Genomic DNA, 20,944 nt, shown 5'->3' on the forward strand with positions numbered 1-20,944 from the left:
CCTTTATCAATGGAGATAGACATGAATAAGAAGCCCTTGGCTGCTCTGGGCCTCGCCCTGGCCGCAATCCTGGCAACGACCGGCTGCGGCTCCGCAGGAAGCCCAGCTGCGTCAAGCAGTGAAAAAGTGACCATCAAGTATTCAAACTTCACTTCCAACGGAGGCAACGAGAAGAACCTGGACACAATTGTTCAGGCCTTCCAAAAAGCCAACCCCAACATCACCGTCCAGGTCACCACCTTGCCTTACAAGGACTACGCCACCGCACTCCAGACTGATCTGGCCGCTGGGACCCAGGCCGATACTTTCGATATCGAATATGCGAATCTGCGCTCCTATGTGTCCAATGGGGCAGTCGCCCCTCTTGAGGGAGTCGACGGCTCCAAGTACAAGCAGTCCCTGCTCCAGTCCTACCAGTCAGACGGCAAGCAGTATGCGCTGCCCAGTTCCTTCTCCGACGTAGTCCTGTACTACAACAAGGCGCTCTTCGACGCCGCCAAGGTCGGGTACCCCACGTCCAGCTGGACATGGGCAGATGAGACGGCTGCCGCGAAAAGGATTACGGACAGCGCCGCGGGTGTCTTTGGAGACTTCCAAAACGTGAGCTTCTACGAGTTCTACAAAGCGCTGGCCCAAACCGGCGGCAAGTTCCTCAACGACGACGGCAAATCCGTCGCGTTCAACTCGCCGCAAGGAATCAAGGCAGCCGAGTGGCTGGCGGGCAAGAGCGGAACGACTATGCCCACACCCGCCCAGGGCGCAGGGACCCCGGACTTCGACACGAAGCTATTCAAGGACGGCAAACTTGGCATGCTCCACAGCGGCATCTGGGTGGCGAGCAGCTTCGCCGATTCACCCAAGAACTGGGACATCGCCGTTGAACCGGGAGACACGCAGAAGGCAAGTGCGGAGTTCTCCAACGCCATCGCGATAGCGGCCAACTCCAAAAACAAGGCCGCAGCCCAAAAGTGGGCAGAATACATGACCAGTTCAGATGTCATGGCACAGACCCGCATCAGCGCCGGATGGGAACTTCCCGCCACCTCCGACGACTCCGTCCTAAAGCCCTATCTCGCAAAGGACAAGCCGGCAAACCGCAAGGCCATCTTCGATGCCCTTGACCACGTCGCCCTCCCCCCGGTCATCGGCGACAATCAGCAAAAAATGGTCGACATCATCACCAACGCACTTGGCGAAGTCGAAGCGAAGCGCTCCAGCGCGGCCGACGCCCTGAAGGGTGCCGCGGACCAAATCAACGCACTGTTGAAATAGACCGGGCGCAAACCCAACAAGGCCGGAGAACGAGTCGCGGTGTCACCCTGAGCTGTGCCGGCACCGCGACCCGCCCATTGCCTGAAAGACTCATCGCCTGAAAGAGAAGCACATGATCGACAAATCCATGCCAGGTTCAGCGGTAACGTCTAATGGCGACGCCGCTGTCCACTCGATAGTCCAGGCAAGCACCGAGCTCATTTTGGAGCAGCAAACCCCCGGCGGCGCTTACCCAGCGAGCCCGTCGTTTTCCGCCTACGCCGGGTATTGCTGGTTTCGTGACGGCTCGTACATCGCAGATGCTATGTCCGCCGCCGGGCATATCGATTCCGCCGAACGGTTCTTTGACTGGTGCTCGAACGTTCTGACCTCGCGCTCCGGAAGAATTCGGCACATTGTGGCAGAAAGCCTAGCCGGCCGGCCTCCAGCCGATGAACAAATGCTGCCAACCCGATTCACCCTCGAGGGGGACGACGGAAACGATGAATGGTGGGACTTCCAGCTCGACGGTTACGGTACCTGGCTGTGGGCCTTGGCTGAACACAGCGCGCGATATGGCCGGCCGCTGGAACGTTGGGCCGAGGCGATTGCCCTCACGGTCGACTATCTGGCCTGCTCCTGGGACCGGCCCTGCTACGACTGGTGGGAAGAGGCTGCCCAGCACGTGCACGTCAGTACTCTTGGCTGCATTTCCTCAGGTTTGGCCAGCATTGTTGCGACCGGTCATCTGGAGGAAACAAGTGCCCTGCGATCCACCGAGACCGTGGAACTGATCCGACGCCGCGTCCAGAACGATGGAGTCAGGAACACGCACCTCACCAAATGGCTTGGAACCGATGCGCTAGATGCGAGCCTCCTGGCGCTCATCGCTCCGATGAACTTCCTTGAACCGGTGAGCCCTGTAGGCAAAGGGACCGTCTCCGCGGTCGAAGAGCAACTCACGGTCAACAACGGCGTCCACCGGTACCTGACAGACAGCTACTACGGAGGTGGTCAGTGGCCGCTTCTGAGCTGCTTCCTCGGCCTCGCCCAGGAGGCCGCCGGAAACCGGCCACGGGCCCGCGAGCTCCTGGACTGGGCCGCCTCTACTGCACGGGGCGGTACCGAACTCCCCGAACAGGTCGAAGACAACCTCCTGGACGCCGAGTACCTGCAACCCTGGATCGATCGCTGGGGACCCTCGGCCAGTCCGCTGCTGTGGAGCCACGCCATGTTCATCCGACTCGCGACCGCACTCGACATCACACGCCACACGGACCGGTCAGCTTCCGGACTCCAGACGAACGAAAAAGGACTCTGAATTGATCCGCCACAAACCATTCGGCTCAGGACACCCCTACGTCAACGACACCGATCAGCGCAGCCCTGCCCGTCCCCAAGCCGGCGAGTCCGTCACCTTAGGGGTACGAACCTCGCCTGAGCTGACAAACGTGGTCTGTGAATTGGCGGAAATTCGAAGCGACGGTTCGGTGACCCACTCAACCGTGCCTCTCAGCCGGGTGCCTGCGGCCTCCCGCGGACAAGTGGTCGACGGCGGACATCTCGCCTCAGCTCAGGCCAAACTGGCCCGGGCGGCCAGTGGCTGGCAGACCTCCCTTGGACCGGCCGACCCTCTGACAAGCTACAAGTATCGCTTCAGCGCCGACAAGCCTGCGGGCCGGAAGGAACACACCCGCTGGTTCAGCTATCAAGTGGCAACCTGGCAACCTGCAGAACATGCCTTGGACATCACCGGTACCCACCGGGTGATCCGTGACTCGGTCGAAGTGCTGAACGATGGTTCCCGGCCTCTTCGGGTGAGATTCGCGCTGCCGCTTGCCTCGAACGAACGGGTTACCGGCTTCGGGGAACGATTCGATGCCCTCGACCACCGGGGGACCTCGCTGGACGCAGTCGTCTTTGAGCAATACAAAAGCCAGGGCGCGCACCGGAAGACCTACCTGCCTATGCCCTTCGCCCACGTGGTCGGCGGAGACGGCTGGGGATTCCACATCGATACCTCCCGACGCACGTGGTACGACATCGGCGCATCTGACGAAAACCGGCTCATCATTGAAGCCGAGGTCGGCCCCGACGCCGTTAACGGAGACGCCCTCCTGGGAGTGCAGTTCTTCGATGGAACGCCCACCGAGGTCCTGCAATCCTTCCTCTCCAAAGTAGGGGCACCCAAGGAGCTTCCCGATTGGGTCTTCAAGCTGTGGGCGAGCGGGAACGAGTGGAACACCCAGGCAGAGGTCATGCGGCAGATGGATCTGCATCGCGAAACTGGGATCCCCGTTGGATCCGTGGTGATTGAGGCATGGAGCGACGAGGCAACCTTCACTGCGTTCCGCGACGCTGTGTATACCCCCAGCTCCGACGGCGGCCCTCTGGGGCTCAATGACTTCACTTTCCCCGAAGAGGGAGCATGGCCGGACCCGAAAGCCATGGTCGATGAACTGCACGAACGGGACATTCGCGTGGTCCTGTGGCAGATCCCGCTCATCAAAATGCGTCCGCACCCCCAAGGGCAGGCACGGAACGACGCCGAAGCCGCGATCCGTGAAGGCCGGCTCATTCGTGAAGAGGCTCCGGACGGCAGCCTGCGGCCTTACCGGAACCGCGGATGGTGGTTCCCACTTGGACTTATGCCGGACCTAACCGATCCGGAGGCGGCACGCTGGTGGACGGAGAAACGGCGATATTTGGTCGAAGAACTGGGCGTCGACGGATTCAAAACTGATGGAGGGGAGCACGCCTGGGGCGAGGATCTTCGCTACCTCAATGGGATGAAGGGAGACGAAGGGAACAACTTGTTCTCGGTTGCGTACGCCAAAGCCTACGGTGATCTGCTTGAGTCTGCCGGCAAGGCCCCGGTCACTTTCAGTAGGGCCGGCTTCACTGGCTCCCAGGCCCACGGAGCGTTCTGGGCGGGTGACGAGGACTCCACCTGGGATGCATTCCGCTGGTCGATGTTTGCCGGCCTATCCGCTGCAGCGAGCGGCGTCGTGTACTGGGGCTGGGATTTTGCGGGCTTCTCCGGGGACGTGCCGACCGCCGAACTTTATCTGCGCTCGGCAGCTGCGGCCGTATTTGTCCCGATCATGCAGTACCACTCGGAATTCAACCATCACCGCAAGCCGTCCCGTGACCGCACGCCCTGGAATATCCAGGAAAGAAGCGGCGACGAAACGGTGCTTCCGATATTCCGCGAACTGACGGAGCTTCGCGAACGCCTCATCCCGTATCTGTCAGAGCAAGCCCGAAAGACCATAGCCACCGGCGCCCCTCTCATGCGCCCACTCTACTTCGACTATCCCGAAGACCAGGAGGTCTGGGACCACCCGCTGCAATGGATGCTCGGCGATGACCTACTGGTTGCGCCCGTAACCCAAGAGGGGATCAAGTCCTGGACAACTTACCTTCCTTCCGGAGACTGGGTCGACGTTTGGACGGGGGACAGCCACGCCGGAAAACAAACAGTAGATGTTCCCGCTCCTCTCAACCGCATTCCCGCATTTGTCCGTGCAGACGCCTGGGACCGAATGAAGAGCATCTTCCAAAGCCGCCCCTGAACCGACCGCAGGAGATTATTCATGGAATACAGAAAACTTGGCCGAAGCGGCATGTATGTCAGCGAAATTGCCTACGGCAACTGGATGACGCACGGGTCCCAAATAGAGCAGGATACGGCCGCCGCATGCGTCCATGCCGCTCTCGACGCCGGCATCACCACCTTCGACACCGCCGACGCTTACGCTGACACGCGCGCGGAAAGTGCTTTGGGCGGCGCGCTGAAAGGGGTGCGGCGCGAAAGCGTGGAAATTCTCACCAAGGTCTATTTCCCCACGGGAGAGGGTCGTAACGACCGGGGCCTTTCGCGCAAGCACATCCGGGAGTCCATCAACGGCAGCCTCCGCAGACTCAAGACGGACTACGTTGACCTCTATCAGGCACATCGTTTCGACTACGAGACGCCGCTGGAGGAGACGATGCAGGCCTTCGCCGACGTCGTCCGTGACGGCAAGGCCCACTACATTGGCGTTTCCGAATGGACGGCTGAAGAAATCCGTTCCGGGGCGGCTCTGGCCAAGGAATTGAACGTCCAACTCGTGTCCAACCAGCCCCAGTACAACATGTTGTGGAGGGTTATCGACGAGGAAATCGTGCCGGCCTGTGAGGAACTGGGGATCAGCCAGATCGTCTGGTCACCACTTGCCCAGGGCGTGCTCACTGGCAAATATTCTCCGGGCAAAGAGGCCCCGGCAGGCTCCCGGGCCACCGACCAGAAGGGCGGCAAGGATACGGTGGCCCGGTGGCTGAAGGACGAGGTTCTCACCAAAGTGCAGCAACTGCAGCCGATTGCGGCCGACGCCGGAATGCCGTTGGGGACAATGGCTTTGGCTTGGGTCCTTCAAAACCCCAACGTTTCTGCGGCGATCGTCGGCGCCTCGCGACCCGAACAGATCACGGCCAACGCCGAGGCCGCCGGCCGGAAGCTTGAGGATGCGTTGATGAAACAGATCGATGAAATCCTTGATCCGGTTATCGAACGGGATCCTGCGAAGACCGACACCTTTCACGCCCGGCCATAAGTTGCCTTTTCGTTTCGCGCTGACCCGCGGGCCCCAGCGCAACGCTGAGTACCCCGGCAGCGGACCTGTACTCCAAGTGCAAAGCACCACTTACTCGCAAACTCGTTAACTAAGTCCAGTAGGGATCACTCACGGCTGCCCGGAAACGGCTCCGTAGCATCCAAAGTGAGCCGAAAAAGAGGCTCACTGCCATTGTTTCGGGAAGCAATGTGCGGCAGTACCAACCCGTCTGGGTCCTGACCCTGCCGAGGATGCACATCATGAAAACTGCAAAACTCATGGCCCTCGCTTGCCTCCTTTTTGCTGGGGTAGCCACTCCGTTCTCCGCCGCGAATGCCGCACCCATGGAGGCTTCGGGCATCGTGTTGGGCAGCGACATATCCTGGCCCCAATGTGGGGGCGGACTTCCTGCAGGCCAGGCGTTCGGGATTGTCGGAGTGAACGGCGGGCGGCCGGGCACCGCGAATCCCTGTTTCGCTGAGCTGCTGGGCTGGGCCAGCGGCTCGGCGGGCGGGACGAGCCAACCCGCAGCCGCGCTGTATGTCAATACCGCCAATCCTGGGCCGTTCGGAGCCGAGTGGTGGCCGGCATCCGATGCGGACGTGGGCCTGGGCGGTCCCAATCCGTATGGGAGCTGCGACGGGACAGCTTCGGCGGCGTGTTCCTACCTCTACGGTTACGGCATGGCCTTCGACGCCGTCACCCGGTACGGGGTACCCGACCCCGCCAAGCGCATGTGGTGGCTGGACGTGGAGACCGGGAATGCATGGTCTTGGGACTCCGTGGCCAACGCCGCCGACCTCGAGGGCATGACGGCATTTCTGCAAAGCATGGGCGCCCAGGTTGGCATCTATTCCACCTCCTACCAGTTTGGGCTCATCGCCGGCCAGCCTGGTCCTGGCAGCAGGCTGAACGGACTTAAGAGCTGGCTTGCCGGAGCAACATCACCGGAGTCCGCAGTGGAACTCTGCTCGGCCCCACCGTTGACGGCCGGCGGTGTGGTCGCACTCACCCAATTCACCACGGACTTCGACTACAACTACTCGTGCATTCCGCCCGCACCGCCACCACCGCCAGCACCCGCGCCGGTAGTGGCCCCGCCGAAGCCACCGGTCCCGACGCTGACTGCGGACGTGACCGGAAAGCCGAAGCCGGTGCGGGACATACCGCAGGGCTGAGGCCCGCGTGACGCCCGTGTCGCCCATCGTTTCGTGACCCAAGGCAACCATGGACCAGACTTAGGGGCGTGACCAACAAATCCCGCCCCGGCCTAGCGATCGCAGCACTCAGCCTCGGGACGGCGTTGAATCCGCTGAACTCGTCCATGATCGCAGTCGCGCTGGTGGTGCTTCGCGAGGACTTTGCGCTCGACGTCGCAACGGTCACCTGGGTGATTACCTCCTTCTACCTCGCCTCGGCGGCGGGCCAGCCGCTGATGGGCCGCCTCGCCGACCGGTTCGGTCCGCGGAGATTGTTCACCTTCGGTATGGCGGTGGTGGCTATTGCCTGCGCACTGGCCCCGTTCTCGCCGAACTTCGCGCTGGTCTGCGTGGCCCGGGCGCTCATGGCGGTGGGGACCGCGACGGCGTACCCGTGCGCCGTCGTCATGGTTTCGGCACTCAGCCGGCAGGCGAACATCAGCTCCACCCGACCCCTGGGGCGCATCCAGATGGCGAACACGTCGGCAGCGGCGGTGGGACCCGTCGTCGGCGGCCTATTGGTGAGTCTTGTCGGCTGGCAGGCGCTGTTCGCGATCAACGTGCCAATCTCGCTTCTTGCCCTGATTGTGGTGCGGCGGGTGGCGCCGCCCGACGTCGGACGCGAAAGCGGCAAGCTCTCCGTCCTCCTGCGCGATTCCGACATTCCGGGCATCCTGGCTTTCCTCGCCTCGCTCACGCTGGCGATGATGGCGCTGCTCAACGTGATGCCGGCCTACCGTTGGTGGTTCATCGCCGTCGCTGTTGTCCTGGCGGGGTTGTTTGCGTGGCGCGAGTTGCGGTTCAGCCCGCCGTTCCTGGACCTGCGGCTGCTTGGCCGGAACCGGCCGCTACTGCTGTTGTACTTGGGTTTTGCGGTGTTCAGCGCGGTCTATTACTTTGCGTTCTTCGGGCTTCCGCAGTTGCTGCAGCAGGCGGGAAAGTACGACGCCGGTGTGGTCGGCCTGCTGATGCTTCCCCTTGCTGCCATGTCAGTTTTCGTGACCCCGGTTGCGGTGCGGTTCATTGAGCGGTTCGGCGTGCGTTCCGTGATGATCGTCGGCGTCGTGCTCTTGGCCCTGGCGTCCGGGGCGTTGGGGATCCTGACTTTGTCCTTCTGGCCACCGCTGGTGCTGGTGCTCACGGCGCTGATGGGTGTCCCGTATGGCGTGGTCAGCACGGCGTCGAACCAGGGCCTGTATGTGTCCGCGCGGCCCCAGGACAGGGGAGTGGCCGCCGGGATTTTCCAGACTTGCCGCTACCTCGGGGCCATCACGGCGACGGTCCTCATTGGTGTGCTGTATGGTCCTGGCGTCAATCAGGCGAACTGGGGGTTGATGGTGCTGGTGATGCTGGGTCTGAGCGCGGTGGTGTTCGTGCTTGCGACGATGTGGCGGAAGCCGGATGCCGCGGCTTAGGAAATCTTATTGACACTCAAATGAGGCGGGAATAATCTCGGCCTTACGAGGTTCGTGGTCTCGTTCTGAGTGTTTTCGGCGCTGCCTCTGGGGGAGCTCCGCTAGTCGAATGAACTAGCGAGGAGAGTCCTCAATGTCTTGGGAAATGTCCGGAAAATATGTAGGAAGCTGCAGTTGTGCGTTGATCTGTCCGTGCCCGGTGGACGGTAGGCCCAACAGCCCGAACGGCGAGTGCCGTGGCGTGGCTGTGTTCCATGTTGCGGCTGGGAAGCTCGATGACACCGATCTTTCGGGTGTCGACTTCGCCCTCGTCAATTGGTTCCCGTCGCACCTCACCGCGGGCGGCTGGAAGGTGGGGGTCGTCCTCGATGAAGGGGCATCGGACGGGCAGGCGACTGCCCTCGAAAGCATTCTGCACGGCGAGGTGGGCGGACCGTTCGGGGATCTAGCGGCTTTGTATGGCGAATGGTTGGGCGTTGAGCGGGCCAGCGTTACGTTCTCCGACGGCGATAACCCGTCCGCCTCTGTGGGAGGACACTCGAACTTCACACTTGAGACGCTGCCTGGACCCGGCGGCAGTGTCACCACACTTAAGAATGCCATGTACGGTTTTGCCGTCGAGATCATGATTGGGAAGGCACAGGGGCACACAGACCTCTTCGGACTGGATTTCGACGGGATCTGGGGCGAGAGCGGGGACTTCGCCTACGCAAGCGAGATGGCCGAAGGCGCCCCCAAGGGCCGGGTATGACGGCCGGGCACGTGCCGCGCAGAAGGTTGATCCCGGGAACTGTGGCGCGCTCCACCGCGCGCGCCACAGTTTTCCGTGTTGACCTGCGCGAAGCCGGCTTGGTCGCGGTTCTGCTGGTCCTCGCAGCGGTGAGCTGGATCGTTTCGGCCGTGCAAATGTCCGGAATGGACATGGGGCGTTGGACGGACCCGGGACCGTTGGGCTTCTTCCTGGCCACTTGGGTTGTAATGCTGGCGGCGATGATGTTTCCGTCGGTGGCGCCGATGGTGGTTGCTTACGCCCGGATCACCGAGCACCGCCGCGAAACCGGACGATACGCTCCGCCAGGGTCTACGGCCGTATTCGTTGCCGGCTACCTGATCTCGTGGACAGTCTTCGGCCTCGCCGCCTACGCGCTCTACACAGCGGTTGCGGCGCTAGTCCCTGGCTTGTTTTCATCCGATCCCGGCGGTCGCTATCTGGCTGCGGGAGTGATCTTTGCCGCGGCGGTCTATCAGCTCACGCCGGCCAAGAACGTTTCCCTGATGAAATGCCGGACGCCCATGGACTTCATCCTGCACCGCATCCGCTACGGGCCCATTGGTGCGCTGCGCCTTGGACTCGAGCACGGGGCGTGGTGCGTTGCCTGCTGTTGGGCGTTGATGGTGGCGCTCTTCGCGCTCGGCGTGATGAGCGTCGGCTGGATGGCTGTGGTCGGGGCGTTCATTGCGCTCGAGAAGATGCTCCCATGGAAACGGCTCGCTAACCGCTCGGTTGCGGTGGCGCTGGGCCTCATAGCGGTGTTTGTCGCCTTTGTGCCGGGGATGGTGCCCGGGCTCGGGATATAGGTTTCAGGGAAAAATTGGACGGTCTCATTCATTAAGGAGTCTGAAATGGCTGATGGCACTGGACTGATCGGGCGTTTTTACAAAGAAATCATTGAGGGTGGAAATCTCGATCTCATTGATGAGTTGGCGATGGAGGACCTGGTTGATCACGAAGAGGCTCTCCCTGGGCAACCGCCCGGCAGGGACGGTGTCCGGTTCTTCGTCACCGCCATCCGGGAGGCGTTCCCGGATATCAAGGTCAAGATGATTGAGCCGTGGCTGGCTGACGGAAATTTGGAGGCGTGCCACGTGATTCTGACGGGCACTCACAGTGGGGACATGGCGGGCGTTCCGGCATCGGGCAACAGCGTCGAATTCGGAGGGACAGACATCATCCGTGTCGAGGACGGCAAAGTAGCTGAGCACTGGGGTTCCACAGACACCCTCAGCCTTATGCAGCAGATCGGTGCGATTCCCCAATAGCGTCTCCCGCCCGCGCTCCTAGCTGCGGGCGGGAGGCATTCAGAGGTGAGCCGGGAAGTCTGGTCGGCAGGTCGATAGGTCTGTCATGGAACCGGAGATCCCCGTGAAAATTCTGCGCGGAAGGTTCACCAGAGGTGGTCTGGGAAGAGCCGTGCGCTCCCGCACCGCGCTGCTGTTGGCGTTTGCTTTCGCGGTCATGGCCGACCCTGTCTCCTCTGTGGCGTACGCAATCGAAGCGGCTCTGCGTGCCTTGAACGGTGATTTGGCCTTGCTGGTCCCGGCGATGGTCCTGGTGGTGGCCATCGTCGCCCTGGTCATCGTCAACTACCGGCAACTTATCGCCCGCTACCCGAGAGGCGGCGGTGCGTCCGCCGCCGTCGGTGAAGCCTTCGGAGACGGCTGGTCCTTCATCCCGATCGGTGCGCTGGTGGTCGATTTCGTGCTCACCATCGCGATCAGCGTTTCTGCTGGTTCCTCGGCGGTAATCGCCTATTTCCCGGCCCTTGCCCCCTGGCGGTTGCTGCTCGGGCTGGGCTTGGTGGTCCTCGTCGGTGCTGCGAGCTGGTTCGGACACTTGGGCCGGCTGGTCTTCGCGGCGATGACTATGGCCTTCATCGTCGTTTCCGTCGTCGTCCTTCTCAGCGGTCTGGGCGCAGCGCCGCGAATGGTTGGCACGATCACGGGCGCCCCTGGGCATGCACCGGTCCTTGCCGTCGTGCTTGCCTTCCCCGTCGCCATGGCCATGGCCACCGGCGTGGAAGCGGCGACCTCGGCGGTTGCCCAGCTCGGGCAGCTCGACAACGCCGGGAAGCGCCGCTTCGGGCAGCTCACCCTCTGGCTGACTCTCGCCGTCGTCGGGATCATAACTCTGGGCCTCGCTCTGGAGGCCGCGCGGCTGCACGTCGGCATTCCTCCGGAAGACAGCACGCAGATCGCCGAACTCGCCCGCCTCGCTACCCCGGGGCCCGTGTTCGCCTCCTTCCAGCTCGTCACTGCCCTGCTGCTGCTCTCGGCGGCTTCCTCGGGCTTCCAGGCCGGACCGGGCCTACTCAAGGCTCTGGCACGCCACATCAACCGCAACGGTGAGACGGTCGGCATCCTTCCTCCCTCCCTGGGCCGCACCAACGCCCACCACACGCCCTATTGGGGCGTCGCCCTGTTCATCGTCCTAGCCGGAGCCGTCACCGCCATCGCCGGCGCCAACGATCAGGTGCTTGTCCTGTTCTACGCCGTCTCGGTCTTCCTCAGCTTCCTCGCCGGCTTGGTCTCCATGGCACTCTTTGCCCGGAAGGACCGCCAACCGGGATTCCTGATCCTGAACACCGTCGGAGCCCTCGTCGTGGCCTTCACTCTCGTTGCCAACCTCTCCCGCGGTTTCCCAATCGTCAGCCTCGCCGCTGCCCTCGCCATCGCAGGCCTCCTTTACTGGGCTTGGACTAAAGCAGGACGCCCCCGCGGCATCCGCAACGCAGCCGCGGAAGCGGAAATCGAATGACGCCCCCACCGCCCCCAAGCTAGCTGGCGTCGCTCCTGCCGTCCGCGACGTCGAACGCCTCAAGCACCGCCGCCCCCTCCGCGAGAAGAGGTTCGCGATCGGCTGGCTGTGCCACGAGCCGGGTCACATCGCTGAGAAGGGTCTCGACGTACTGCCGCACGACGGCGTGGTGCGGCGCGTCGCCGAACCACACGAGATCACGGCACACGCGCAGCAAGGCCCGGACCACGCGAGGCTCGTTCGCGCCGTACCGCCGGACTTGTCCGAGGGCCAGATCCACGAGATAGGCGAAATCGCGAGCCGGTAGGTGCAGCCTTACGGTGCCTTGAGCGTCCGCCACGGCCTGCGGGCCATGCTGCCGGAGTGAGAGAGCCGCGAGAATCGAGCCGAGATGGTCCACCGCTTGGTTCGCGGTGTAGGGGTCGTTGATGGCGGGCGAGAGCGCCTTGGACGCGACGTCGGCGAGTTGCCGGATCCCGAAGGCGACGTCCTGCTCAAGGGTCCGTTCGTAACCGATCCGCACGCTTTGGGCGAGCGCCCGGCGCAGTTCAGCGCCGGCGTCGGGGGCAAGGGGATGTTCGCTGTCGCCGGTGCTTTCCCACACCCAGGCGAGCGGGGACCCGGCGATGACGTGCCGGCCGACCATGGGCACCATCCGGGCAGTGAGGCCTCGGCTCGCGAGCACCCCGACGAACGCCTCGACATGGAAGGCTTGAACATATCCGGACTGCGGTGCCGGCAAAGCCGTGGCCCCCGGCGGCGGGTTTGGCATGCGAATACCGGGATCGCCGGGGACGAACGACCTCTCGATCACCTTGAGCGTGGCCTTCTCGACGCCCTTCATGACTTGGTCCACCTGGATCGAATGCGACAGATGATGGGCGAAGAAGACGAGCATGACCATGCTCACGAACAGCAGCAGCAGGGCACCACTTACGGCGAGGCGGGGGTAGTTCTCGGTGCGCTGGCCGGCTGCGATTCCCACTGTGTAGAGCCCCGCCGTGCTGTACGCGAACGTGGCAACGAACGCGCTGAGCGTCACCTGGTTGGGGATGTCGCGCAGGAAGTTCCGCAGCAGCCGCGGGCTGAACTGCGTCGACGCGAGCTGCAGTGCCACGACAGTGAGCCCGAGTACGACGGCGATGACCGTCACCATGGTGCTCGCGATGCCGATGAGCAGGTTCCGCGCGTCGTCGGACGTCCCTTGGAAGAGGAGGACGGCGAGGGGCGACTCCGTGCCGAGCTGCACCGCGGAGAGGCCCGCCCCCGCGATGATCGCGAGGACGACGGCGCAGGTCGGCATCGCCCACAGGGCACTCGCCAGATACTCCCGAGCGGCCTCACGCCTCACATGTGAAACTCTCGGCCGACGGTCCCCGCCAGTCAAGAGGCCAAGCCGGTTTCCTTGACTTCATCGAGAGGCTCAACAAGGGTGGAGGGGATCGATCCAAGCGAAATTCTTTCGAATCAGGAGATCCACCATGACTCTTCCCTCAGGCCTGACTTCCGGCACGTGGTTGCTGGACATGTCCCACAGCGAGATTGGCTTCAGCGTACGGCACGCTGGCATCAGCAAGGTCCGCGGCCGTTTCACGGAGGCTAATGCCGAGGCCCGCGTGCGCGAGTCCCTGGCCGACGCGTCCCTCCACGCAACAGTTAAAACCGCGAGCTTTGACTCCGGCGATGCCAACCGCGACGCCCACGTCCGCGGCGCCGACTTTTTCGACGTCGAGACGTTCCCGGAGATGACCTTCCGGGCCACCAGCGTAGAGGGCGACGGCGATGACTACACCCTCACGGGCGATCTCACCATCCGCGGGATCACTAAGCCCGTGGAGCTGGAAGTGGAGTTCACCGGCGTCGCTGTTGATCCTTTCGGCGCCACTCGCGCCGGGTTCTCCGCCGAAACGGAGATCAGCCGCAAGGACTTCGGACTGACGTGGAACGCAGCCCTGGAGACCGGCGGTTTCCTGGTGAGCGACAAGGTGAAGATCAATCTTGAGGCTGCCTTGGTCAAGCAGGGCGAACCCGCAGCCTAGGAGCCGCGGGGCCTGGCTCTTGGTGCCGGGGAGGGTGGCGCTCTTCTTAGGGCCTGGGAGGTCGGGCGTACCATAGGGCATGGCGCGTTTTGGAATGAAGATGGCATGCACGTTCCTGGCTCTTCTTGGCCTGTTGCTCGCGGGAATGGCCCCGGTAGCAGCGGCCTCCCCTCCCCGGACGCCGGATTTGGTCGGCAACGATGTTTCCTGGCCACAGTGCGGCAATACCCTCCCCGCGGGACAAGCGTTCGCGATCGTGGGCGTGACCGGCGGCCTGGCCAATAACACCAACCCTTGCTTGGCTCAGCAACTGGCTTGGGCGGCTGGCTCAACGGGAGGAACAGCGCAGCCCAAGGTCGCCCTGTACGTGAACACCGCCAATCCAGGACTCGCGGGCTCGTGGTGGCCGTCGTCGAACACCTACGCCGGCACACAGGTCGCCAATCCTTACGGGACGTGCGGCGGTGCAGTCGATCTCGCCTGCTCCTACATGTACGGCTACGCGAAGGCCTATGACGATGCCACTATCCGCGGCGTGAACAACCCCGGGAACTATTTCTGGTGGCTTGATGTGGAAACCAGCAACAGTTGGCAGACCACCCCGGCACTGAACAGGGCCGACCTTGAAGGAATGGTCGCCTATTTCAAGAGCATCACCTCCGGCACTGCCGGTGCGGGTGTCGGGATCTATTCGACGGCAAGTCAGTGGGGAACTATCGCCGGAACCGTCCCCACCAGCAGTCCGCTCGCCGGGCTGCCGAGTTGGCTTCCCGGTGCCAAGACCTTGCGCGCAGCGAAGTCCAATTGTTCTTTGCCTGGCCTTACGCCTGGAAGCCGGGTGTCTGTGACCCAGTACATGTCCTCCGGACTCGACTACGACTATTCCTGCCCCTGAGTAGGCTCGCTCGCGCTGCAAGCCCGCAGCCGAATAGCCGCGGAGTCCGGCGGGGGAGTGGGGACAACGGAGGAGTAGGGCGAGCAGCGAAGCTACTGACTGGCAACTCCGGATTGGCCGAACAGTTCTGCATCGAGTTGGTCGAGGGCTTCGGGATACCCGGCCACATCGATGGGTCCGTATGTGGTCTGGAGTGAAACCACCCGGAAACCCGGGCCGAAGTTGACTGCCACGAAATCCGACAGATCCAAGTGCTTGCGGTCCGGTGGGATCCGGCCATTCACGAGGAATGTAGCAGGATTGACCCATGGTCCGTCCCGGGACTCATCTGTCACGAAGTCAACAAGCGGTGCGCGGACGGAAAGCAGGCCCCGCACCCAGCCGTTGGCCAGGCCGCCGGGCAACGGTTCGGGCGAACGAATCCAGAATTCCGTCCACCCGCGCCGTCGCCATAGCTTGAACCGGAGCCGGTTAATCACGCGGGCTGCCACTAACCCAACCATCCAGGTGGCCACTAAAGTGATAAGGAATATGGGAAGTGAGTTGGGTTTTTCCCAGCCGAGCGATAGCAGGACGATCGAAGCAAAAGCCGCGCTGACGGCATAGCCAAGGCCGATCGCCAACAGACGCTTGATCCTCGGTTCTTTCCCGGCCATGCCACACTATAGGCCGGGTTCCCACCCGTTGTCCCAGACATTGACCCACAGGCGAAGCGTCCTAACCGCCGGGAAAGTAAATTGGTGTTGGAACAGGACATGCCGTCCGGGTAAATCGACCGCCACAAGGGAAACAGGAATAGGGAAATGAGCGAAACCGCGCTGCGTGCTGCGAACCTCAAACTGGTGGTTGCGCGGTGACGGCCCGGCTGCGGGTGTGCCTGCCCGATCAGAAACTCCTGGACGCCATGGAGCCTTCCGCCGACGTCGAGTTCGTGGTGTGGGACCTGACTGGTCCCGTGCCGGCAGGCCACTTCGACCTGCTGGTGCCGCCCTACATGGGCCGGCCGGACGCGCTCGCGGCGCTGGACGGTGTGCGGGTCCGGTTGGTGCAGAGCCAGTCGATAGGGTACGACGGCGTCGCTGACGTTCTGCCGTCGGGTTGCGCTTTCGCGAACGCGGCGGGCGTCCATGAGACGTCGACGGCGGAACTCGCCTTGGGAATGATCATCGCCAGCCAGCGTGGGATTCCGGACTTTGTTCGAAACCAAGCGACCGCTACGTGGGGTGCTGGCCAGCGTCCCAGCCTGGCGGACCGCCGCGTTCTCCTGGTTGGCTACGGGGGAGTGGGCAAGGCAATTGAAGCCAGGCTATTGCCATTCGAAACGCACGTGACACGGATGGCAAGCCGCGAACGGGACGATGAACACGGCCGGATCTTCGGCGTTGATGCACTGTTCGAGCAGTTGCCGCTGCACGAGATCGTGGTGGTCAGTGTGCCCTTGTCCGAGCAGACCCGCGGCCTGGTGGATGCTCGGTTCCTCGCGGCCATGCCGGACGGGGCGTTGTTGGTGAACGTGGCGCGGGGCCCGGTGGCGGACACAGAAGCCTTGCTGCGGGAGACTTCTTCGGGACGGTTACGTGCTGCTTTGGATGTGACCGACCCGGAACCGTTGCCCGCCGACCATCCTTTGTGGACGGTACCTGGTGTGCTGATCACGCCCCATGTGGGCGGGGCGAGCTCGGCGATGTTCCCCCGGATGGTCCGGTTGATCAAGAAGCAGATTTCGTTGCTGCAAGCCGGCGAGGCCCCGGTGAACGTGGTGCTGGGGCAGGAATCAGTGGGCGAGTAGCGGGCTGAGCGTGTCGGGGCGGTTGTGGCTGCGCGAAGGGGCCGCAATTATCCTTTCGTTCTCGGAACGGTCGGTTGACTCGCCCCTTGACGAAGAACGCCGCGGGGATGCGTGACACGTGCGGGTAGCGTGCCGCCAAAGACGCAGCGCACAGGTTCCTGCTTCCCCATCCGCGGATCTTGCTCCCGGAATGCGAGTTTAGGCCAGAATTAGCATGCTTTATTCATGAAAAACTGAGCGTTGACCCGTATTTGATCATCCAGACAATTCTGCATTCTATCCAGGAAGATCAGTGGACCGTATTCCGATAAATGATGTGTTTTATTCATGAACGCCTGGACCTTCCTTGCATTGGTCAGCGTGTGCGCTTCGATTGTTATAGCCTATTTGTCACTCAGGGTCGCCCAAGAGCCGAGATCCCGGTTTGGCTACACCGTTTTGAAGTGCGCAAGCCCGGAGACGGCTCGTTGGCTGTACAAGCGGGCGCAGGCGGTCCTGCTTCCCGGCGGCGTCGTGTCGACGCTCATCTCGATCACAGGGCTCGTTGTTTCAAATTTCGGGCCCCGGTCCGCTGTCTGGACTTTGAGTTCTCTTATTCTGCTGGGCGTGTCAATACTCGTTGGCTGGTTCATCACAAAGAAGGGCTTTGCGTCAGCGGCCTGAGCCGAAAACGCGTCAATCCCCCTGACTACGCTTTTGGCGTGGTCGGGGACCGTTGTTTAAGATTGCTCACTCGTTCCCATGCAGCCTGAGGCCAAGGCCAGAGACGGTCAATGAACCAAGCGTGCAGTTTCCCATGCTGTTCTCTCCGGTAGGTGGCAGAAGGTGCTGGACGCCAGGACGGTGCCCAGAGAGGGGTGCGATAGACGCCACTGTGGGCAAGTCCGCGGAGGGGAGACAACGGGAGGGAGGGCGGTGGGCTGGCTGCTCGCGCAGTTGCTACAGAGGAAAATGCGACGCCGGTGTGTCGGCCTGCTGTTGCTTCCCCTTGCGGTGATGGTGGCTTTTCCTGACCCCCGCGACGGTCCTGTTAATTGAGCGGCTCAGGCTGGCGTCCGTGATGGTCAGGTTTTGCCTGGCGTCCAGTGCGCTGAGGCTGGCTGGTTCCGAGGTGAGCCCGCCAATGCGCGGAGCGATGAATGCACCGACTATCCTGGGCAGATGGCCGAAATTGGGGGAACCAATACTGAGAACTTTGACTCCAAGCTACGCCGCGAGGCGATGGCATGGCTGTCGGTACGCACCAACGACGGCGAGGAGTGGCTCACCAGAGAGGATATCCAGGACTTCAATCTGGATGGGCAGCCAAGAAGACTTCAGGCTACGCAGACAGGGATTTGGAAACCACGGGATCTTACGGCGGCACTTTCGATCCAAACCGTTTACAGGGCCCCCGGCCGGGAACGCCCATACAACGATGAAATGGGGGAGGACGGTCTCCTCCGTTATGCCTGGCGAGGAGATGACCCGGAGCACCCGGATAATCGCGCGTTGCGGTCCGCTATGGAGCAGCAGTTACCTCTTATCTGGTTCTTTGGTGTTGGGATGTGGCCAGCCGTTTTTCAGCCGGTCTTTCCCGTCTATCTTCTTTGGGAAGAGCCCGAACGCAAGCAATTTGTCATTGATCCAAACGTTGGCAGAGGCCTCGTCAGCAAGGAAAGCCCGATAGAGGAGCACCTACGTCGTTATCTCACCGTAGAAACCAAACGACGTTTGCATCAACCTGTATTTCGCTCGACGGTACTTCGCGCCTACAAGACTAGGTGCGCGGTGTGCGCGTTGGCCCACCGGGAATTGCTCGACGCAGCGCATATCGTTCCAGACTCCGCAGAACTGGGTATTGCTTCTGTCATAAACGGTATGGCGCTGTGCAAGATCCACCATGCTGCTTTCGACGCACACATTCTGGGCATTCGTCCCGATTTCATAGTGGAAGTTCGAGACGACATTTTGGCGGAAGTCGATGGCCCAATGCTGACATACGGGATCCAAGCCAGACATGGTCAACGTCTCATGGAGCTGCCGCAAAACCGTCGTGCGTACCCCAGCCAGGAATTACTTGAGCACGCCTATCAGGAGTTCAGGAGTGCTTGAGGGGGACCGTCCATCGAACCGCGTTGAAACGCAGCGGTGAGGCCAACACAAAGAAATTGGGCCAAGGGTTTACGATCGAAATCTGGGGAATCGAAATCTGGGGAAAGGTACCAATGACTAGTATCGTCACAGCCGTGGCAAACAAGACGAAAGCCATAAGTCCACTCGCCGAGCTCATCAACAAGGAGTGTGTCGCAATTGGCGGGATCTACCGCCTTGACTACTCTCAGGCCGTCGTCCTTACCGATGACTATCGGAAGCACGAAGCCGGCGGTGTGCCGCTCGGCGGATACCTCCTCGCGACTGCGGGAAACCAGACCAGCGAGGGTTTCATTCTCGACGATGAGGAACTGATCCTCCTCCGTGTGCGCGGCACCGCGTCGCTGCCGAACGAGGTCGAATTGGTCCAGACCCGGCTCGCGGTCGTACGGGATGCCACGACTAGCGGACGCTCCTTTGACGACGTCACAGATACGCTCACCCGGGATGAGTTGCAGCAGTCAGCTTTCGATTGCGAGGTCATTGGCACGTTTTACGCCATCGATCAGGGAAGCGCCACTCTCGAGTTCGGGGCTGACATTGACAATGTCGTCTCCTCCGCGAAATACCAGGTCTTTCTCCCGTCCCCGTACGTGCTTTCCTGGCTCGCCTCCTATCCCGAGACCGGTGAAGATAACACCCTCCCGCTTGGGACCGTCCGATTCGCGTCGACGATGCGTCGGGCCCGAATGGCTGGCACTGCAGGGGCAGAAGTCCGTGTACACGTATCAGACTTCATCTCCCGTAAGACTGCCGTGTTCGGGATGACACGCACCGGTAAGTCCAACACCATCAAGACGGTCGTGACTGCGGTTTTCCAGCACGGCGTCGCGCGAAAAGAGCGCATCGGGCAGCTCATTTTCGACCCTCAGGGCGAGTACGCGAACGTGAACGAGCAGGACGGCACCGGCCTGCGCCTCCTCGGGGACACTGCTAATGAGGTTCGCATCTATAAGGAGAAGCCAGACCCGGCGAAGCCGGTTGAGCAACCGCTGCGAATCAATTTCCTCGACTCCGCCAGCCTGCAGACCGTCTGGCAGATGGTCCAGCAGGAAGTTGCCGCGTCAGCGTCTGCGGGTGCGCAGTATATGGCCGGGTTCCGTGCGGTGAACATGGCAGAGCCCGTGGCAGCCGATATTGCGGCACTGAACCATTTTGAACGGAATCGGCTCGCGTTTTACGCATTGCTTCACCGGGCGGGCGTGTCCGGAAGCCTCTCCACCGTTCGGGTGACGTTGACGAACGCACTCGTGAAAGAACTGACAGAAGCAACGTCCAAGATCTCGGGCGTGGCTGGGCGAGACAAGTATGCGTGGGTTTCGACGACCGCAGCTGCAATGGCATTGCTCGAATGGTTGCGCGCAAAGAATGAGAACGATGCTCTTACAGACTCGTGGAAGCGGGACTTTGCTTCGGGCGAGCTGAAGGACATTCTCAAGGCTATGGAGGGTCAGGCCGGCGACGCGGCCATCAAGCGGCTGAAGCCGTTTCACGATCCGGCAGCCATCGGCGAGATCGGCGAGCTCGTCTGGAAAGACATGCAGGCAGGTCGGCTCGTTATCATTGACTTGTCGCAGGGAAACGGCAGCGTCGTGAAGACGCTTTCCGAGCGCATCGTCACGACACTTCTTGACCATGCTCGGGACGAGTTCGCTGCAGGAAAACAGCCCCGGCCATTCCAAATCGTCGTCGAAGAAGCCCACAACCTTTTCGAAAGGGGCAAGCGGGAGACGGACTCTGATCCGTGGGTGCGGCTCTCAAAGGAAGCTGCGAAGTACAAGGTTGGCATGATGTACGCCACTCAGGAGGTGTCCAGTGTTGACCAGCGGGTCCTGTCCAACACGTCAAACTGGCTGGTGGCCCATCTTAACTCGGACAACGAGACCCGGGAGCTCTCTCACTACTACGACTTCAAGACATGGGCTGACAGTCTGCGCCGCTGCGAGGACGTCGGGTTCGTGCGCATGAAGACCCACTCCGGAAAATACATCGTTCCGGTGCAAATCGCGAAGTTTGACCACGACATGATCAACAAGGCGCGGATGACCGCAGGTCTCCTCCCGCATGTGCTCGACACCACCGAAAGCTACTGA

The 20,944-nt window shown here is 62.0% G+C and carries 17 protein-coding genes; 15 read left to right on the forward strand and 2 right to left on the reverse strand.

What is annotated here, in order from left to right; all coding sequences use genetic code 11:
* The first annotated feature begins 21 nt into the window (after positions 1–21).
* From LFT43_RS04755 to LFT43_RS04800, 10 genes are all read left to right on the forward strand, one after another.
* The gene (locus LFT43_RS04755) at positions 22–1,272 is read left to right on the forward strand and encodes an ABC transporter substrate-binding protein (protein WP_395801396.1); all 1,251 of its coding nucleotides are present in this window, start codon (positions 22–24) and stop codon (positions 1,270–1,272) included.
* Positions 1,273–1,384: 112 nt separating this feature from the next.
* The gene (locus LFT43_RS04760) at positions 1,385–2,572 is read left to right on the forward strand and encodes a glycoside hydrolase family 15 protein (RefSeq protein ID WP_395801397.1); all 1,188 of its coding nucleotides are present in this window, start codon (positions 1,385–1,387) and stop codon (positions 2,570–2,572) included.
* 1 nt (position 2,573) lies between these two features.
* A complete protein-coding gene (locus LFT43_RS04765; RefSeq protein ID WP_395801398.1) occupies positions 2,574–4,826 on the forward strand; it encodes a TIM-barrel domain-containing protein in 2,253 nt (750 codons plus the stop codon).
* Positions 4,827–4,847: 21 nt separating this feature from the next.
* Positions 4,848–5,846: an aldo/keto reductase family protein gene (locus tag LFT43_RS04770; protein WP_395801399.1), complete on the forward strand. Its 999-nt coding sequence runs from the start codon at positions 4,848–4,850 to the stop codon at positions 5,844–5,846.
* Between the two features lie 260 nt (positions 5,847–6,106).
* Positions 6,107–7,024, forward strand: a complete 918-nt coding sequence (locus LFT43_RS04775) for a hypothetical protein (protein WP_395801400.1) — start codon at positions 6,107–6,109, stop codon at positions 7,022–7,024.
* Between the two features lie 68 nt (positions 7,025–7,092).
* A complete protein-coding gene (locus LFT43_RS04780) occupies positions 7,093–8,460 on the forward strand; it encodes an MFS transporter (RefSeq protein ID WP_395801401.1) in 1,368 nt (455 codons plus the stop codon).
* Between the two features lie 145 nt (positions 8,461–8,605).
* Positions 8,606–9,211, forward strand: a complete 606-nt coding sequence (locus LFT43_RS04785) for a DUF1326 domain-containing protein (RefSeq protein ID WP_395802896.1) — start codon at positions 8,606–8,608, stop codon at positions 9,209–9,211.
* A gap of 41 nt (positions 9,212–9,252) precedes the next feature.
* Positions 9,253–10,038 (forward strand): DUF2182 domain-containing protein, encoded by a 786-nt coding sequence (locus LFT43_RS04790; protein WP_395801402.1) that lies wholly within the window; start codon positions 9,253–9,255, stop codon positions 10,036–10,038.
* 45 nt (positions 10,039–10,083) lie between these two features.
* A complete protein-coding gene (locus tag LFT43_RS04795; protein WP_395801403.1) occupies positions 10,084–10,500 on the forward strand; it encodes an ester cyclase in 417 nt (138 codons plus the stop codon).
* Positions 10,501–10,651: 151 nt separating this feature from the next.
* On the forward strand, positions 10,652–11,995 hold the full coding sequence (locus tag LFT43_RS04800) for an amino acid permease (protein WP_395801404.1): 1,344 nt from the start codon (positions 10,652–10,654) through the stop codon (positions 11,993–11,995).
* A gap of 19 nt (positions 11,996–12,014) precedes the next feature.
* Here LFT43_RS04800 and LFT43_RS04805 read toward each other — a convergent pair whose 3' ends face one another.
* Complete coding sequence (locus LFT43_RS04805; RefSeq protein ID WP_395801405.1) at positions 12,015–13,346, reverse strand: DUF2254 domain-containing protein; 1,332 nt, start codon at positions 13,344–13,346, stop codon at positions 12,015–12,017.
* Positions 13,347–13,476: 130 nt separating this feature from the next.
* Between LFT43_RS04805 and LFT43_RS04810 the strand changes: the two genes are divergently transcribed.
* Both LFT43_RS04810 and LFT43_RS04815 read left to right on the forward strand, forming a co-directional pair.
* Positions 13,477–14,034: a YceI family protein gene (locus LFT43_RS04810; protein ID WP_395801406.1), complete on the forward strand. Its 558-nt coding sequence runs from the start codon at positions 13,477–13,479 to the stop codon at positions 14,032–14,034.
* Positions 14,035–14,113: 79 nt separating this feature from the next.
* A complete protein-coding gene (locus LFT43_RS04815) occupies positions 14,114–14,929 on the forward strand; it encodes a hypothetical protein (protein WP_395801407.1) in 816 nt (271 codons plus the stop codon).
* A 92-nt stretch (positions 14,930–15,021) separates the two neighbouring features.
* Here the strand turns inward: LFT43_RS04815 and LFT43_RS04820 are convergent, their stop codons facing one another.
* Positions 15,022–15,585 (reverse strand): hypothetical protein, encoded by a 564-nt coding sequence (locus LFT43_RS04820; protein ID WP_395801408.1) that lies wholly within the window; start codon positions 15,583–15,585, stop codon positions 15,022–15,024.
* A gap of 197 nt (positions 15,586–15,782) precedes the next feature.
* Between LFT43_RS04820 and LFT43_RS04825 the strand changes: the two genes are divergently transcribed.
* The 3 genes from LFT43_RS04825 to LFT43_RS04835 all read left to right on the forward strand — a co-directional run bounded on the left by LFT43_RS04825 (position 15,783) and on the right by LFT43_RS04835 (position 20,944).
* The gene (locus LFT43_RS04825; protein WP_395801409.1) at positions 15,783–16,718 is read left to right on the forward strand and encodes a 2-hydroxyacid dehydrogenase; all 936 of its coding nucleotides are present in this window, start codon (positions 15,783–15,785) and stop codon (positions 16,716–16,718) included.
* Positions 16,719–17,879: 1,161 nt separating this feature from the next.
* The gene (locus LFT43_RS04830; RefSeq protein WP_395801410.1) at positions 17,880–18,812 is read left to right on the forward strand and encodes an HNH endonuclease; all 933 of its coding nucleotides are present in this window, start codon (positions 17,880–17,882) and stop codon (positions 18,810–18,812) included.
* A 113-nt stretch (positions 18,813–18,925) separates the two neighbouring features.
* Entirely contained in the window at positions 18,926–20,944 is a 2,019-nt protein-coding gene (locus LFT43_RS04835) for an ATP-binding protein (RefSeq protein ID WP_395801411.1), read from the forward strand.

Source organism: Arthrobacter sp. FW306-04-A (genome assembly GCF_044358315.1).
In the GTDB taxonomy this organism is placed as follows: Bacteria; Actinomycetota; Actinomycetes; order Actinomycetales; family Micrococcaceae; genus Arthrobacter.

Coding starts and splice junctions, on each gene's coding strand:
- LFT43_RS04755 (WP_395801396.1), top strand. CDS start 22: ATGAATAAGAAGCCCTTGGCTGCTCTGGGCCTCGCCCTGGCCGCAATC.
- LFT43_RS04760 (WP_395801397.1), top strand. CDS start 1,385: ATGATCGACAAATCCATGCCAGGTTCAGCGGTAACGTCTAATGGCGAC.
- LFT43_RS04770 (WP_395801399.1), top strand. CDS start 4,848: ATGGAATACAGAAAACTTGGCCGAAGCGGCATGTATGTCAGCGAAATT.
- LFT43_RS04775 (WP_395801400.1), top strand. CDS start 6,107: ATGAAAACTGCAAAACTCATGGCCCTCGCTTGCCTCCTTTTTGCTGGG.
- LFT43_RS04785 (WP_395802896.1), top strand. CDS start 8,606: ATGTCCGGAAAATATGTAGGAAGCTGCAGTTGTGCGTTGATCTGTCCG.
- LFT43_RS04795 (WP_395801403.1), top strand. CDS start 10,084: ATGGCTGATGGCACTGGACTGATCGGGCGTTTTTACAAAGAAATCATT.
- LFT43_RS04810 (WP_395801406.1), top strand. CDS start 13,477: ATGACTCTTCCCTCAGGCCTGACTTCCGGCACGTGGTTGCTGGACATG.
- LFT43_RS04815 (WP_395801407.1), top strand. CDS start 14,114: ATGGCGCGTTTTGGAATGAAGATGGCATGCACGTTCCTGGCTCTTCTT.
- LFT43_RS04820 (WP_395801408.1), bottom strand. CDS start 15,585: ATGGCCGGGAAAGAACCGAGGATCAAGCGTCTGTTGGCGATCGGCCTT.
- LFT43_RS04830 (WP_395801410.1), top strand. CDS start 17,880: ATGGCCGAAATTGGGGGAACCAATACTGAGAACTTTGACTCCAAGCTA.
- LFT43_RS04835 (WP_395801411.1), top strand. CDS start 18,926: ATGACTAGTATCGTCACAGCCGTGGCAAACAAGACGAAAGCCATAAGT.